Below are 15173 nucleotides of genomic sequence, written 5' to 3'. Positions count from 1 at the left end.
TAGGCTGGAGTCATGGCGGAGAAGTCCTGGTCCCTCACCCGTGCGCTGCGCGGGATGTTCGTCAAGCCCACGATCGACGAGACGACGTGGGAAGATCTCGAGACGGCGCTCATCACCGCCGACTTCGGCCCCGACATCAGCGAGCGCGTCGTCGACGAGCTCCGCGAGAAGGTGGAGCGGTTCCGCACGACCGACCCCCAGGACCTGCAGCGGATGCTTCGCGAGACCCTCGAGGAGCACTTCGCCAAGTTCGACACGACCCTGAAGCTCACCGAACGCCCCGCCGTCGTGCTGGTCGTCGGCGTGAACGGGGTCGGCAAGACCACCACCATCGGCAAGTTCACCAAGTTCCTGCGCGGCTTCCAGCGCAGCGTCGTCGTCGGCGCCGCTGACACGTTCCGCGCGGCCGCCGTCGACCAGCTCGCCACGTGGGCGCAGCGCGGGGGAGCGGCCATCGTCCGCCCACAGCAGGAGGGCCAGGATCCGGCCTCCGTCGCATACCAGACCATCGAGTACGCGCAGCGTGAAGGCATCGAGATCGCGATCATCGACACGGCCGGCCGGCTGCACACCAAAGGCGGCCTGATGGACGAGCTCACCAAGATCCGCCGGGTCATCGAGAAGCAGGCGCCGATCAGCGAGGTCCTGCTCGTCCTCGATGCCACCACGGGCCAGAACGGCGTCATGCAGGCCGAGGCGTTCCTCGAGCACGCGGGTGTCACCGGCCTCGTCCTGACCAAGCTCGACGGCTCCGCGAAGGGCGGCTTCGTGCTGGCCGTGCAGGAGCGCACCGGCATCCCCGTGAAGCTGCTCGGACAGGGCGAGGGCATCGACGATCTCACCGGATTCACCCCCCATGTCTTCGTCCAGTCGCTCGTCGGCTGAGCACAGGACTACCGCCGCGAGCACGAGGCTGGTTTCATAGCGTTATGGCGATCGAACACGACTACTTCGGACTCCTGTCCTCGGGACCGGACGGCTCGATCTTCTGGTCTGAGACGGTGGAGCTCGGCGACCAGAGCGTCACCGTCGATCTCACGGCTCCTGACCAGGACGACGTCTCCGCTGACGCCCTCGACATCGCGGCGTCCCTCATCGCCGGGCTCGAGAGCGTCGACGCGACATCACGGCGCGGCATGCTCTCGGAGGTCGACGATCGCACGAGCGAGGTGACCGAGTACATCCTGCAGCAGCAGGAGGCCTACGGAGACGAGCTCGAAGACGTCCTGGTCGATGTGAGCGGCGACGCCGCCGTCGACATCATCCGCTCGCTGCGGCTGATGAGCATGACGATCCTGGCCGATGAGCACGGAGGTTCCGAGCCTTTCGCCGTCCTCGAGTACGCGCTCGACGCCGGCACGACCGATGACGTGCTGCTCGTGAACCTCGGTTCCGACGGCAGCGTGCAATCGGTCATGAGCGCCGACTGACGCTCATGACCGCTCAGGCGTTTCAGACCGCCTGAGCGAAGCCGAGATCGGCGCTGTCGGCGATGTGGGCCAGATGCGCGGGGATCTCGCGCCCCTTCGACACCATCGACTGCGCCCAGAGCCGGCCCGCGCGGTACGAGGAACGCACCAGGGGCCCCGCGAGAACACCCAGGAAGCCGATCCGCTCGGCTTCTTCCTTGAACTCCACGAACTCCGTCGGCTTGACCCAGCGGGCGACCGGCAGATGGCGAGGCGACGGCCTCAGGTACTGCGTGATGGTGATGATGTCGCATCCTGCGTCGTGCAGGTCGTTGAGAGCCTGGACGACCTCTTCGGGCTCTTCGCCCATTCCGAGGATCAGGTTCGACTTGGTGATGAGTCCGGCGTTCCGGCCCTGCGTGATCACGTCGAGTGAGCGCTCGTAGCGGAAGGCCGGGCGGATGCGCTTGAAGATGCGCGGCACGGTCTCGACGTTGTGGGCGAACACCTCGGGGCGGGCGTCGAAGATCTGCCCGAGGAAAGCCGGGTCGGCGTTGTGCTCGTTGGCGAGCAGCTCGACGCCCGTGTTCGGGTTGAGCTCGTGGATCTTGCGGACCGTCTCGGCGTTGAGCCATGCGCCCGTGTCCGGCAGGTCGTCCCGCGCGACGCTCGTGACCGTGGCGTAGCGCAGGTTCATGCGCACGACGCTCTCCGCGACTCGTCGCGGTTCGTCGGTGTCGTAGGCGTCGGGCTTGCCGGTGTCGATCTGGCAGAAGTCGCAGCGCCGAGTGCACTGCGAGCCGCCGATGAGGAACGTCGCCTCCCGGTCCTCCCAGCACTCGAAGATGTTGGGGCAGCCGGCCTCCTGACAGACCGTGTGAAGGTCCTCGCTCTTCACGAGCGAGTGCAGAGCCGTGTACTCGGGCCCCATCTTCGCCTTCGTCTTGATCCATTCGGGCTTGCGCTCGATGGGGGTCTCGGCGTTGCGGATCTCGAGGCGGAGGAGCTTGCGCCCTTCGGGTGCGGCGGTCATGCGGGAACTCCTGCGTGGTCGGCGGGCGAGTATTCGGCGAGGAAGGCGGCGGAGACTGCGTCGACGATGTCCGTGGGGGAGACATCGGCGCCGACGACCTCGCTGACGGTCGTCACTCCGGCGTCGGTGATGCCGCAGGGGATGATGCCCTGGAATCCCGAGAGGCTGTTGTCGCAGTTGATCGCGAACCCGTGCATCGTGACTCCCTGCTGCACGCGCACGCCGATGGCAGCGACCTTGTCTTCGGAGAGGGGGCGACGCACCCACACGCCGCTTCGGCCATCCACCTGGTATCCGTCGACACCGAGCGGTCGGAGGACATCGATGAGGATGCGCTCGAGCCGGCGGACGTGTGCGACGACGTCCATGGGCTCCGGCAGCCGGACTATCGGATACCCGACCAGCTGCCCCGGCCCGTGCCATGTGATCTTGCCGCCGCGGTCGACATCGATGACCGGAGTGCCGTCCTGCGGTCTCTCCCGCGGTTCCGTGCGCTTCCCGGCGGTGTACACGGCTTCGTGCTCGAGGAGGATGAGGGTGTCAGGGCGCGTGCCGTCCACCACATCGGCGTGGGTGCGGCGCTGCAGATCCCACCCGTCCGCGTAGGGAACGTAGGCCGGAGCGAGTCCGGGGGTCAGGATGTCGAGCATGATGAGGTCGCTCTCATTCAATAATTGGATTGCGTCTAAGAATACTCCACCTCTCGATCCCCGGCACGCGGCAGCGACGCGCGGTAGCGTGTGAGCATGAGCAGCACGAGCCGAGCAGGGCGCCCCAAGGCGTCTTCGCGCGAGACCCTCGCCGAGGCTGCCTGCGAGCTGTTCCTCGAGCGCGGCTACGACGCGACATCCGTCGCCGACATCACTCAGCGAGCGGGAGTGAGCCGTTCGAGCTTCTTCAACTACTTCTCATCCAAGAGCGACGTGCTGTGGTCCGGGCTGGATGACCGCATCTCGAGCGCGGTCGAGGACCTCGTCACGGTCCCCGCCGATCGCGATGGGACGGAGGTCCGGCGGATCCTGACGGGCCTCGTCGACGGCTTCGCTCCCGACAGCCTCGCTCTGGCGATGACGAACTCGTCGGCGATGGGGCTCGACGACGAGCTCGAACAGGATGCCGCGCTGCGCCAGGCCCGACTCGCGGCGGCGCTCGCGGATCTCGCGCGCCGCTCGGGCGTCGCGCCTCTTCCGGCCGACATCGTGGCTGCGACCTGGTCTGCCGCGGTTCTCGCTGCCGTGCGGGCATGGGCGGAGGGTGGTGCAGGACGCGGATCGGTGGGCGACAGGTTCGCCGAAGCGGTTCGCATGATCGACCGGCTCCCCTGGGGTTCCGCACCCGCCTGACCGACGACACAGACGAAACCGCCTGAGTGCGCCGTGAGCGCGGAGAACCGGTGAGATTCGCGTAAACTCGGTCTCACCATGGCTACCTTTGGCACGCTCTCCGATCGGCTCACCGAGACCTTCCGCAATCTGCGCACGAAGGGAAAGCTCACCGCGGCCGACGTCGACGGCACTGTGCGCGAGATCCGTCGCGCCCTGCTCGACGCCGACGTCGCGCTCTCCGTCGTGAAGGAGTTCACCGCCAAGGTGCGCGAGCGCGCTCTCGGCGACGAGGTCAACAAGGCGCTCAACCCGGCGCAGCAGGTCGTGCAGATCGTCAACGAGGAGCTGGTCCAGATCCTCGGCGGCGAGCAGCATCGACTCCAGTTCGCCAAGACCGCACCGACCGTGATCATGCTCGCCGGTCTCCAGGGATCGGGAAAGACCACGTTCGCGGGCAAGCTCGCGAAGCAGCTCGAGGGTGAAGGGCACACGCCCCTCCTCGTCGCCGCCGACCTCCAGCGCCCGAACGCCGTCAATCAGCTCCAGGTCGTGGCGGAGCAGGCCGGTGCCACCGTCTACGCTCCCGAGCCGGGCAACGGCGTCGGCGACCCGGTCAAGGTCTCCCGCGACGGCGTGGAGTACGCCCGCCGCCAGCAGCACGACGTGGTCATCATCGACACCGCCGGCCGTCTCGGCGTCGACGCCGAGCTCATGAAGCAGGCGTCCGACATCCGCAAGGCGACCGACCCGGATGAGGTGCTGTTCGTCATCGACGCCATGATCGGTCAGGACGCGGTCAACACGGCCAAGGCATTCCAGGAGGGTGTCGACTTCACCGGTGTCGTCCTGTCGAAGCTCGACGGCGACGCGCGCGGTGGAGCCGCGCTGTCTGTGGCGTCGGTCACCGGTCGGCCCATCATCTTCGCGTCGACCGGAGAGCGTCTCGAGGATCTCGAGCCCTTCCACCCCGACCGCATGGCCAGTCGGATCCTCGACCTCGGCGACATCCTCACCCTCATCGAGCAGGCCCAGCAGGCCTTCGACGAGGACGAGGCCGTCAAGATGGCCGAGAAGCTCGCCACAGAGCAGTTCACGCTCGAGGACTTCCTCGACCAGCTCCAGCAGATGAAGAAGATGGGGTCGATGAAGAAGATGCTGGGGATGCTCCCCGGCATGGGACAGATGAAGCAGCAGCTCGAGGACTTCGACGAGCGGGAGATCGATCGCACCGAGGCGATCATCCGCTCGATGACCCCTGGTGAGCGCCGCAACCCCAAGGTCCTCAACGGGTCGCGTCGTCTGCGCATCGCGCGTGGTTCCGGTATGACCGTGACCGACGTCAACCAGCTCGTCCAGCGCTTCGACCAGGCCGCGAAGATGATGAAGACGGTCGCCCGCGGTGGCACCCCGAACATCCCGGGAATGGGATCGATGCCCGGCATGGGCAAGCCCGGGGCGTCGTCGAAGCGTGGCAAGAAGGGCAAGTCGTCCGGAGGGTCCCGCTCGGGCAACCCGGCGAAGCGAGCGGCCGAGAACGCGGGGCTCGCCACCGCGTCCACCCCGACCGGGTCCGGATTCGGTCTGGGCGGGGCGAAGGCGCCCAGCGAGGCAGACCTCGCCGAGATCCAGAAGCTCTTCGGCAAGAACTGACGTCACTCAGGCGCGGGATGCAGGCAGCGAGTGCTCCCGAGCAAGGGTCGGTGACCGGCGCGGCGTTCTGAGTGTCGTCAGCTGTCCCACGACGAGGGCGACCAGTACCAGAGCGATTCCGAGCGCCTGAAGCGGTGTGAACGACTCGGCGGCCACGAATGTGCCCAGCAGCGTCGCGACCACAGGGGAGAGCAGAGCGAGCAGCCCGGGGGCGATGACCGGCAACAGCTGGATCCCGCGGAACCACAGCGGGTAGGCCAGCAGTCCTCCCACCGAGCCCAGCCACACGTATCCGAGCACCGCGCTGCCGTCGATGGTGGCAGGAACACCTTCGAGGAGCAGGGTGAGCGGGAGGAGGACGAGACCGCCCGCGGTCAGCTGCCACCCTGCGTATGCGAGCGCTCCGACGCCTGCAGGACGGCCCCAGTGCTTGGTGAGGATCATTCCGAGAGCGGTGGCGGTCACGCCCCCGAGCGCCGCGAGGATGCCGAGGGCGTCGAGCTGCGCGGCCGGACCCAGCACGACGAGAGCGACGCCCCCCGTTCCCGCGACGGCAGCAGCGCCGGTGAGCGGGCGGATCCGGTCGCGGAGCACGAGCGCGCTCATGCCGAGGATGATCATCGGCTGTGCTCCCGCAACGGCCGCGGCGACTCCACCGGGCAGTCGCTCGGCGGCCAGGAAGAGCAGGGGGAAGAACGCCCCGATATTGAGGCTTCCGAGCACGAGGGACTTCAGCCACCAGCCGCCCGACGGGAGGGTCCTGCCGATCATCAGGGCGATGAGCCCCGCGGGGAGCGCGCGGAGCAGCCCAGCCAGGAGGGGATGGCCAGCGGGGAGCAGCTCCGTCGTCACGAGGTACGTGGTGCCCCAGGAGAGTGGCGCCAGCGCCGTGAGGAGCAGGACGGACATGCGTGTCATGTCTTCAGCCTGAACTCTTTCTCATGATGAGTCCAAGCCATGGTTGTCACGGCTTTCATGAAGAGAGATCATGAAGATGTGGATCTCCAGCAGCTGAAGTATGTCGTCGAGGTGGCGTCCGCGTCGAGCTTCACGCGAGCTGCCGAACGGTGCTTCGTCACGCAGTCCGCGCTCAGCCATCAGATCGCTGCCCTCGAGCGGGAGCTCGGGCAGCGTCTCTTCGTCCGCACGAGCCGCAGTGTCCGGACGACCGAGGCGGGGGAGGCCTTCCTCGTTCACGCGAAGACGGCGGTGATGGCGGCCGACGAGGCCCGTGAGGCCGCGGCCGCGGCTGCTGGCCGGGTCGTGGGCACGCTCCGCCTCGGCGTCATTCCGACAGCGAGTGCGGTTTCAGTGCCGCGGGTCATCTCCGGCTTCCGCGAGGCGCATCCTGATGCTCGGGTCGAGCTCTCCGTCGGCAACAGCAACGCCCTCGCAGACGCAGTGCGGCGGGGCGAGCTCGATATCGCGCTGCTGGGCCTGCGCGAGGAGTCCGTGCCGACCGGGGTCTCCTTCCGGGAGCTCGGTCGCGAGCGCCTGGTCGTCGCAGTGCCGCCGACGCATCTCCTCTCGGCTCGGGCCCGCGTCCGGCTCGCTGACCTCGCAGATGAGGTCTTCGCGGACTTCCCCGCCGGCACGTCAGGGCGTGCGCAGGGAGACGCGGCATTCGCGGCATCCGGTATCTCGCGCGATGTGGCTTTCGAGGCCGATTCGTCGGAGCTGCTCCTCGGACTCGTCTCGGAGGGTCTCGCGGTCGCGCTCCTCGCGCCGGGGGTGATCGCCGCGTCGTCCACGGATGCGGTCGCCGTCGAGCTGGGCGACGGCCCGGTCCGAGTCCAGTACGTCGCGTGGGACGACCGTGCGCCGCGCAGCGTCGCGACCGCCTTCCTTCGTGTCCTCGACTCCGCGACAGGCGCCGGGGGAGACGAAACGGGCCCGGAGGAATCCTCCGGGCCCGCCTCCTCAGCACTCTGAGGTCACTTCACGTCTTCGTCGACCCAGTCCATCGACTTGCTGACGGCCTTGCGCCACAGACGAAGCTGGCGGTCGCGCTCGGCGTCCTCCATCGACGGCTCCCAACGGCGGTCCTCCTGCCAGTTGGCGGACAGGTCGTCCAGGCCGTTCCAGAAGCCCACGGCGAGTCCTGCGGCGTACGCGGCGCCGAGTGCCGTCGTCTCGGCGACGACCGGGCGCACGACAGGCACACCGAGGACGTCGGCCTGGAACTGCATCAGCGCGTCGTTCGCGACCATGCCGCCGTCGACCTTGAGCTCGGTGAGGTCGACGCCTGCGTCGGCGTTGACCGCGTCGAGCACGTCGCGGGTCTGGAATGCGACGGCCTCGAGCGCTGCGCGAGCGATGTGGTTCTTGTTCGCGTAGCGGGTGAGGCCCACGATCGCGCCGCGTGCGTCAGGACGCCAGTACGGAGCGAACAGACCCGAGAACGCGGGCACGATGTACACGCCGCCGTTGTCGTCGACCTGCTTCGCGAGCTCTTCGACCTCGGGAGCGGATCCGATGATGCCGAGCTGGTCGCGGAGCCACTGGATCAGGGACCCGGTGACGGCGATCGAGCCCTCGAGCGCGTAGTGCGTCGGTCCGTCGCCGAGCTTGTAGCCGACGGTGGTGAGCAGCCCGTTCTTCGAGTGGACGATCTCCTCGCCCGTGTTGAAGATCAGGAAGCATCCGGTGCCGTAGGTGTTCTTGCTCTCACCGGTGTTGAAGGCGGCCTGGCCGAACGTCGCGGCCTGCTGGTCGCCCAGGATGCCGGCGATCGGCGTCTCGCGCAGCAGCGACGAGTCCTCTGCGGCGCCGTACACCTCGGAGGAGGAGCGGATCTCCGGCATCATCGAGCGCGGCACGCCGAATGCCTCGAGGATGTCGTCGCGCCACTCGAGCGTCTCGAGATCCATGAACATGGTGCGCGAGGCGTTGGTGACGTCGGTCACGTGCACACCGCCGTCGACACCACCCGTGAGGTTCCACAGCACCCAGCTGTCGGTCGTGCCGAAGATGAGGTCGCCCGCCTCGGCCTTCTCGCGCGCGCCCTCGACGTTCTCGAGGATCCACGCGATCTTGGTGCCCGAGAAGTAGGTGGCGAGGGGCAGGCCCACGACGGGCTTGAACCGCTCGACGCCGCCATCCGCCGCGAGGCGGTCGACGATCTCCTGCGTCCGGGTGTCCTGCCAGACGATGGCGTTGTAGACGGCCTTGCCGGTCGTCTTGTCCCAGACCACGGCGGTCTCACGCTGGTTGGTGATGCCCACGGCTGCGATGTCGTGACGCGTCAGGTCGCCTCGGCTCAGGGCGAGTCCGATGACCTCCTGCACGTTGCGCCAGATCTCGGCGGGGTCGTGCTCGACCCAACCGGCCTTGGGCAGGATCTGCTCGTGCTCCTTCTGACCGGTCGCGACGATGCTGCCCTTCTTGTCGAAGATGATCGCGCGGCTGGAGGTGGTGCCCTGATCGATGGCGATGATGTAGTCGGCCATTGTGTTCTCCTTTGAAGTCAGGTTCTGGTTCAGGCGAGGTTCAGCAGGACGGGTGCGGCGACGGCGGCGAGGACACCACCGATGAGCGGACCCACCACGGGGACCCACGAGTAGGACCAGTCGCTGGAACCCTTGCCCTTGATCGGCAGGATGGCGTGGGCGATACGCGGACCGAGGTCACGTGCAGGGTTGATCGCGTAGCCGGTCGGTCCGCCGAGCGAGGCGCCGATGGCGACCACGACGAGTGCGACGGGGAGCGCGCTGAGCGGTCCGAGGCCTCCGGGGGTGCCGATGTCGGCGACGCCGTAGTCCGCGAACGCGAAGACCGAGAACACGAGCACGAAGGTGCCGATGACCTCGGTGACGAGGTTCCAGCCGTAGGAGCGGATCGCGGGGCCGGTCGAGAAAACGCCGAGCTTGTTGGCGGCCTCCGGCTCCTCATCGAAGTGCTGCTTGTAGGCGAGCCAGGTGAGGACCGCACCGACGATCGCTCCGAGGAGTTCGGCGCCGGTCGCGACGGCGAACTGCGAGAAGTCGATCTTCCCTCCGACGAGGAGGCCGATGCCGACGGCCGGGTTCAGGATCGCGCCCGAGTATGCGGAGGCGAGGACACCCACGAAGACCGCGAGACCCCATCCCCAGTTGACCATCAGGAAGCCACCGCCGAAGCCCTTGTTCTTCGCGAGGGCGACGTTGGCGACCACACCACATCCGAGGAGGATCAGCATCGCTGTGCCGACGAACTCCGAGAGGAAGTAGAGACCGAGATTCACATCAGTCATGTCTTCATTGACCTTTCTTGAGTGCCAGGGCCCCTTAGCCCTGGCACTTGTTGGGAGTTACACCGCGTGGAGGGCGGTGTTCGGATGTCTCGTCAGCCGCGTGTGCGGGACGAGATCTTCAGTCCATGTCGCTCGTTCAGCAGCGTGCGCGTCTGATCCAGCTCGGCATCGTGGCGTTCGCGATCCCAGTCGAGCAGAGGAGCCAGTGCATCGGCAAGCTCTTCGAGCACATCCGCGTCGGCGTGACCGATGAACGCGATGCTGGTGCGGCGCAGGATGACGTCCTGCAGGCGCGCGACCATCTCGTTCTCCACCATCCAGGCGAGCTCGCGCGTCGAGAGGTCGCCACCGGCGAGGGGAGCATCGTCGCCCTGTTCGATGTACTCCCAGACCTGCGCTGCGCGGGTGCCGTAGCGGGCGAGCAGGCGCTCGGCGCGCTCTCCGGCTCCAGGAAGGTTCTCCTGGATCCAGATGCGTCGGGCCTTCTCGGTGCGCGGGAAGTCGCGGCCTCCGCCGATCGCGCGTCCGGCCGTCGATACGGTGCGGGTGCGGCCGATCAGACCGAGTACGACGTCGGACAGCGACTCTCCGAGCGCGCGGAAGGTCGTCCACTTGCCGCCGACCAGGCTGACGAGGGGCGCTGCGCCCTTCTCGTCGACCTCGATGCGGTAGTCGCGGGAGACGAAACCGGGAGCCGTGTCCTCGTGGCGAGGAAGCGGGCGGATGCCGGAGAAGTTGTAGACGATCTGCTCGCGCGTCACGTCGATCTGCGGGAACACGTGGTGGATGAGGTCGAAGAAGTAGTCGATCTCCTCCTCCGTGCACACCGGGACCTCGCGGGGATCCGCGTCGATGTCGGTCGTGCCGACGAGGACTCGTCCCTTGAGCGGGTAGATCAGAACGATGCGGCCGTCTGAGTGCTCGAAGAAGATCTCGCGTCCACGGGTCGCCTCGAGGAGCTCGGGGTGATCGAGCACGATGTGCGACCCCTTGGTGCCGCCCATGAACCGGGTGTCGGCGCCGAGGGCGTCGTTCGTGAGGTCGGTCCAGGGACCGGAGGCGTTGACGACCACGTCGGCGGTCACGGTGAACTCTGTGCCGCTCTCGCGGTCGCGGAGCACGACGTTCGCACCGTCGCGCGCGACGGCCTCGACGTAGTTCAGCGCGATGGCGCCGCCCGGATGTGCGGCGCGTCCGTCCTGCAGGACGTCGAGCGCAAGGCGCTCGGGGTCGTGCATGGAGGCGTCGTAGTACGTCGCCGTGTACTTGATGTTCGGGTCGAGCGAGGGGAGCTCGGCCAGAGAGCGCTTGCGGCCGAGGAACCGGTGACGGGGGACCATGCCGCCGTCGCGTGAGAACGTGTCGTAGATCGTGAGGCCGACCTTGATCAGGAACGCGCCGCGCTCCTGGGGCTTCCCGCTCTTGTGCGTGAGGAAGCGCAGGGGAGCGGACAGGATGCCCGAGAAGGTCGAGTAGATCGGGATCGTCGTCTCGAGCGGCTTCACATAGTGAGGTGCGATCTTGAGCAGACCGTTGCGCTCCTCGACGGACTCGCGGACCAGTCGGAACTCGCCGTTCTCGAGGTAGCGGATGCCCCCGTGGATCATGTGACTCGACGCCGCCGACGCGCCGGAGGCGAAGTCTCCGCGTTCGACGAGCAGGACGTCGACGCCCTGCAGTGCGAGGTCACGGAACGTGGAGATGCCGTTGATCCCCGCTCCGATGACAAGGACGGTCGTGCGTCCCGATTCACGGACCGCGCGGACTTCGGCGCGTTCCGGTGATGAGTGTGTCGACTCGATCATCTTCGACCCTTCTCTGTGCGTGCCCCCAGCTTCGACCCTTGTGGCCAGCGCGCGCAAGCCCGCTGCACATATGTGCAAAGATCGAGGTGAGGAGGTCGTCATGAGCCACTCGGACGCAGGATCACGCGACTCGAAGCTGATCGCCGCGCTCACCGCAGCGCAGCTCTACTACATGCAGGACAAGACGATGGAGGTCATCGCGCAGGAGCTGAAGACCTCGAGATCGTCCGTCTCACGACTCCTCAGCTTCGCCAGGGAGAGCGGTCTCGTCGACATCCGGATCAACTCCCCACTGGAACGACTCGGGATGCTCGAGCAGCACATCAGGGATCGCTACCGCGTCGTCGCGCACGTCGTGCCGATTCCTGAGATCGTCAGCGAGGTGGAGCGCCTCGAGCGCGTCGCGCTGACCGCCGGGCGGCTGCTGTCGCAGTTCGTCGACTCGAACATGATTGTCGGCGTCGCCTGGGGGTCCACGATCAGCGCCGTCAGTCGTGGTCTCACGCAGAAGGAGACGCACAACACGACATTCGTGCAGCTCAACGGCGCTGGCAACACGCAGACCAGCGGTGTGGAGTACTCGAGTGACATCCTGCAGCGCTTCGGCAGTGCATTCGGCGCGCAGGTGCAGCAGTTCCCGGTGCCGGCGTTCTTCGACGATCCGTCGACGCGCGAGGCGATGTGGCGTGAGCGCAGCACTCGACGTGTGCTCGACCTGCAGTCGAAGATGGACATCGCGGTGTTCAGCCTCGGCTCGCCCGCCGCGGAGGTCCCCAGCCGGGTCTACGTCGGCGGCTACCTCGGGCGCGACGACTACCGGAGCCTGCGGGAGGATCACGCGATCGGCGACGTGGCGACGGTGTTCTTCCGCGCGGACGGCTCGTGGAGGGACATCCGCGTGAACGCGCGGGCGACCGGACCAGGGCTCGACCGGCTCCGCCGCGTGCCGAGACGCGTGTGCGTGGTGTCCGGCGTCCCCAAGCTCGTGAGCCTGCGGGCGGCGATCGCCGCCGAGCTCATCACCGACGTGGTGCTCGATGAGGGCTTGGCGCGGCGGCTCGTCGAGGATTGAGCTCAGCCTTCTTCCGTCGAGGCCTCGGGGCCGGAGCGGAACTCGCGGATCAGATGCTGCACGACGGCCGCGAGATCGCCGCCGGTCGCATTCGCGATGGTCAACTGGCGCTCGTAGCTGGCGCCCTCGCTCAGGATGGTCCCGATGCTGCCGAACTCGCGCACGCAGCCGAGTTCCACGGCGACCGGGGCCAGGTCTTCGATCACCTGCGCGAGGTGGTCGCGGACAGGGCGCTGCGTGCCGGCGGCGTCCACTATCACGCGAGCATCGAGGCCGTAGCGCGCCGCACGCCACTTGTTCTCGCGGTGGTACCAGGCCGGCATCTGCGGCAGGGTCCGGCCCTCGTCGAGCTCTCGTGAGAGATGCTCCACGAGCACCTGGACCAGAGCAGCGACGGCCGCGAGCTCCGGAAGTGTCGACAGTCCGTCGCACGCACGGATCTCGATGGTGCCCCAGCGCGGCGCCGGACGGATGTCCCAGCGCACCTCCGTGGCATCGGCCATGACACCGGTGCGGACCATGTCGTCGAGATAGGCCTCGTACTGCGACCAGTCCTGGAGAGGCCAGGGGAGTCCGGCGGTGGGCAGCTGCTGGAAGACGAGCGCACGGTTCGAGGCGTATCCGGTGCGCTCTCCGGCCCAGAACGGGCTCGACGCAGCAAGCGCCTGAAGGTGGGGTAGGTAGCCCGACAGGGCGTTGATGATCGGAATGACCTTGCGCTGGTCCTCGACCCCGATGTGCACGTGGATGCCCCAGATCATCATGTTGCGACCCCACCACTGAGTCCGCTCGATCAAGGTGTGATACCTGGTCTTGTCGGTCACCTCCTGGTCGTACCACTGGGCGAACGGGTGGCTGCCGGCGGAGAGCAGCTCGATGCCGGCGGGGTCGGTGGCGGTTCGCACGGCCGCGATCGCATTGGCGATGTCATCGACGGCATGCGCGACGGAGTCTCCGATCCCACTGGTGACCTCGATGGTGTTGGTGAGCAGCTCGCCGGTCACGGTGTGCCGCTCATCCTCGCTTTCGGCTTCCAGCGCCGAGAGCAGCTCCGGCGCACGACCGACCAGATCACCGCTCACCGGATCGGCGAGCATGATCTCCCACTCCAGGCCGACGGTGGACCGCGCCGATGGCGCGAAATCGAGCTTCACGAGCACAGTCTGACACGCGCTGTCGGCGACACGGCAACCGTCGTGTCGCCGCGTTTCGCGCCTGGGCCGCGCATCTGGCAGAATAGAAGGTCGGACGACGTGCTCGACCCTCTATCCAGCATTCGTCCTCCCTCTTTGAGCTTCCGCCGGGTGTGCACCCCACTCTCCAGGCGATCGGTTCGTCAACTTCCACACAATTCAGGAGAATCGTGGCTGTCAAGATTCGTCTCAAGCGCCTGGGCAAGATCCGTGCGCCGTACTACCGCATCGTCGTCGCCGACTCGAAGACCAAGCGCGATGGTCGCGTGATCGAGGAGATCGGCAAGTACCACCCCACCGAGGAGCCCTCGTTCATCGAGATCGACTCCGAGCGTGCGCAGTACTGGCTCTCCGTCGGCGCACAGCCGACCGAGCAGGTCGCCGCCCTTCTCAAGATCACGGGCGACTGGGGCAAGTTCAAGGGCGACAAGGACGCCAAGTCCACGCTCAAGGTCAAGGAGCCCAAGGTTCCGTTCGAGATCGACGCGTCCAAGAAGTCCGTCGTCAAGCCCAAGGCCGAGAAGAAGGTGGAGGCTCCTGCAGAGGAGGCTCCCGCCAAGGCCGACGCGGAGGCCGCTGAGGCTCCCGCCGCCGACTCGGAGTAATCCGTCGTGCTCGCCGCCGCGCTCGAACACATCGTCAAGGGGATCGTCGATCACCCGGAGGATGTGCGTATCAACTCGTCCACCTCGCCGCGAGGCGATCTCCTCGAGGTGCGTGTGCACCCCGATGATCGTGGACGCGTGATCGGGCGCGGCGGCCGCACCGCCAAGGCACTGCGTACGCTCATCTCCGCGCTGGCTGATGGGCGTCGCGTCCGCGTCGACGTCGCGGACGACTGACGTGGTGGCGAAAGATCGCAACCAGGGCAAGAATCAGCTGCGCGTAGGGCGTCTCGTCAAGGCCCACGGCCTCAAGGGCGCGCTCAAGCTGGAGCTCTACACCGACAACCCGGAGCGCCGTTTCACTCCGGGGGCCGAGTTCACGTTGCAGGTGCCCGAGGCATCTCCGTGGCACGGCAAGACCGTCGTCGTCCGCGAATACCGCGTGATGAACGGCAACCCTGTCGTGTTCCTCGAGGACGTCGACGATCGCGAGGGTGCCGAGACCCTCGTCCGGGCGATCCTCTGGATCGATCAGGATGACGACGAGGTCGAGGACGACGCGTGGTTCGACCACCAGCTCGTCGGTCTCGATGTGGTCCGCGATGAGGTCGTCGTCGGCAAGGTCGTGCGCGTGGAGCACTTCCCGGCGCAGGATCTGCTCATCGTCCGATCCGGCGATCAGGACATCATGGTGCCGTTCGTCCAGGCGATCGTCCCGAGCGTCGATGTCAGAGCGGGGCGAGTCATCGTGACTCCGCCTCCGGGCCTCTTCGAAGAGCTCCCGGACACGACCGACACAGCGGATGCGGGAGAGTCCTCGGGCTCCGACGCGTCCGAGTGACCGCTGGTA

General features: G+C 67.2%; 16 protein-coding genes. 9 read left to right on the top strand and 7 right to left on the bottom strand.

What is annotated here, in order from left to right:
• Window positions 1-12 precede the first annotated feature (12 nt).
• Together ftsY and ACQ4LY_RS15605 are read left to right on the top strand one after the other, a co-directional pair.
• Complete coding sequence (gene ftsY, locus ACQ4LY_RS15610; protein WP_056509708.1) at window positions 13-885, top strand: signal recognition particle-docking protein FtsY; 873 nt, start codon at window positions 13-15, stop codon at window positions 883-885.
• Between the two features lie 44 nt (window positions 886-929).
• Window positions 930-1430: a DUF2004 domain-containing protein gene (locus ACQ4LY_RS15605; RefSeq protein ID WP_311245002.1), complete on the top strand. Its 501-nt coding sequence runs from the start codon at window positions 930-932 to the stop codon at window positions 1428-1430.
• A gap of 22 nt (window positions 1431-1452) precedes the next feature.
• Here ACQ4LY_RS15605 and lipA read toward each other — a convergent pair whose 3' ends face one another.
• Together lipA and lipB are read right to left on the bottom strand one after the other, a co-directional pair.
• Window positions 1453-2442 (bottom strand): lipoyl synthase, encoded by a 990-nt coding sequence (gene lipA / locus ACQ4LY_RS15600; protein ID WP_056509711.1) that lies wholly within the window; start codon window positions 2440-2442, stop codon window positions 1453-1455.
• On the bottom strand, window positions 2439-3092 hold the full coding sequence (lipB, locus tag ACQ4LY_RS15595) for a lipoyl(octanoyl) transferase LipB (RefSeq protein ID WP_431072930.1): 654 nt from the start codon (window positions 3090-3092) through the stop codon (window positions 2439-2441). The genes lipA and lipB overlap by 4 nt, the downstream gene beginning before the upstream one ends.
• Before the next feature lie 96 nt (window positions 3093-3188).
• On the opposite strand from lipB, the gene ACQ4LY_RS15590 reads away from it, so the two are divergent.
• Together ACQ4LY_RS15590 and ffh are read left to right on the top strand one after the other, a co-directional pair.
• Window positions 3189-3785 carry a TetR/AcrR family transcriptional regulator gene (locus ACQ4LY_RS15590; protein ID WP_431072928.1) on the top strand — a complete coding sequence of 199 codons (597 nt, stop codon included), beginning with the start codon at window positions 3189-3191 and terminating at the stop codon, window positions 3783-3785.
• Window positions 3786-3863: 78 nt separating this feature from the next.
• On the top strand, window positions 3864-5417 hold the full coding sequence (gene ffh / locus ACQ4LY_RS15585; RefSeq protein ID WP_431072926.1) for a signal recognition particle protein: 1554 nt from the start codon (window positions 3864-3866) through the stop codon (window positions 5415-5417).
• A 6-nt stretch (window positions 5418-5423) separates the two neighbouring features.
• On the opposite strand, the gene ACQ4LY_RS15580 is transcribed toward ffh, so the two are convergent.
• Window positions 5424-6335, bottom strand: a complete 912-nt coding sequence (locus ACQ4LY_RS15580; protein WP_431072924.1) for an EamA family transporter — start codon at window positions 6333-6335, stop codon at window positions 5424-5426.
• Between the two features lie 78 nt (window positions 6336-6413).
• Here ACQ4LY_RS15580 and ACQ4LY_RS15575 point away from each other — a divergent pair, with 78 nt between their 5' ends.
• A complete protein-coding gene (locus tag ACQ4LY_RS15575; RefSeq protein WP_431072922.1) occupies window positions 6414-7349 on the top strand; it encodes a LysR substrate-binding domain-containing protein in 936 nt (311 codons plus the stop codon).
• 2 nt (window positions 7350-7351) lie between these two features.
• On the opposite strand, the gene glpK is transcribed toward ACQ4LY_RS15575, so the two are convergent.
• The 3 genes from glpK to ACQ4LY_RS15560 all read right to left on the bottom strand — a co-directional run bounded on the left by glpK (window position 7352) and on the right by ACQ4LY_RS15560 (window position 11453).
• Window positions 7352-8866: a glycerol kinase GlpK gene (glpK, locus tag ACQ4LY_RS15570; RefSeq protein ID WP_056307940.1), complete on the bottom strand. Its 1515-nt coding sequence runs from the start codon at window positions 8864-8866 to the stop codon at window positions 7352-7354.
• Between the two features lie 29 nt (window positions 8867-8895).
• Window positions 8896-9648, bottom strand: coding sequence for an MIP/aquaporin family protein (locus ACQ4LY_RS15565; RefSeq protein ID WP_431072920.1), 753 nt, complete (start codon window positions 9646-9648; stop codon window positions 8896-8898).
• 92 nt (window positions 9649-9740) lie between these two features.
• Window positions 9741-11453, bottom strand: a complete 1713-nt coding sequence (locus tag ACQ4LY_RS15560) for an FAD-dependent oxidoreductase (RefSeq protein WP_431072918.1) — start codon at window positions 11451-11453, stop codon at window positions 9741-9743.
• Window positions 11454-11553: 100 nt separating this feature from the next.
• Between ACQ4LY_RS15560 and ACQ4LY_RS15555 the strand changes: the two genes are divergently transcribed.
• The gene (locus ACQ4LY_RS15555) at window positions 11554-12525 is read left to right on the top strand and encodes a sugar-binding transcriptional regulator (RefSeq protein WP_056307934.1); all 972 of its coding nucleotides are present in this window, start codon (window positions 11554-11556) and stop codon (window positions 12523-12525) included.
• 2 nt (window positions 12526-12527) lie between these two features.
• Here the strand turns inward: ACQ4LY_RS15555 and ACQ4LY_RS15550 are convergent, their stop codons facing one another.
• The gene (locus tag ACQ4LY_RS15550) at window positions 12528-13622 is read right to left on the bottom strand and encodes a glutamate--cysteine ligase (RefSeq protein WP_431075707.1); all 1095 of its coding nucleotides are present in this window, start codon (window positions 13620-13622) and stop codon (window positions 12528-12530) included.
• A 266-nt stretch (window positions 13623-13888) separates the two neighbouring features.
• Between ACQ4LY_RS15550 and rpsP the strand changes: the two genes are divergently transcribed.
• From rpsP to rimM, 3 genes are read left to right on the top strand one after another with little or no spacing between them, the layout of a single operon-like run.
• The gene (gene rpsP / locus ACQ4LY_RS15545; protein WP_056307932.1) at window positions 13889-14323 is read left to right on the top strand and encodes a 30S ribosomal protein S16; all 435 of its coding nucleotides are present in this window, start codon (window positions 13889-13891) and stop codon (window positions 14321-14323) included.
• Window positions 14324-14329: 6 nt separating this feature from the next.
• Window positions 14330-14560 (top strand): RNA-binding protein, encoded by a 231-nt coding sequence (locus ACQ4LY_RS15540; RefSeq protein ID WP_056307930.1) that lies wholly within the window; start codon window positions 14330-14332, stop codon window positions 14558-14560.
• A 1-nt stretch (window position 14561) separates the two neighbouring features.
• Window positions 14562-15164: a ribosome maturation factor RimM gene (rimM, locus tag ACQ4LY_RS15535; protein WP_431072915.1), complete on the top strand. Its 603-nt coding sequence runs from the start codon at window positions 14562-14564 to the stop codon at window positions 15162-15164.
• Window positions 15165-15173 lie beyond the last annotated feature (9 nt).

It is taken from the genome of Microbacterium phyllosphaerae (genome assembly GCF_050628115.1).
In the GTDB taxonomy this organism is placed as follows: Bacteria; Actinomycetota; Actinomycetes; order Actinomycetales; family Microbacteriaceae; genus Microbacterium; species Microbacterium phyllosphaerae_A.
This window is presented reverse-complemented; position numbering and strand designations above follow the sequence as displayed.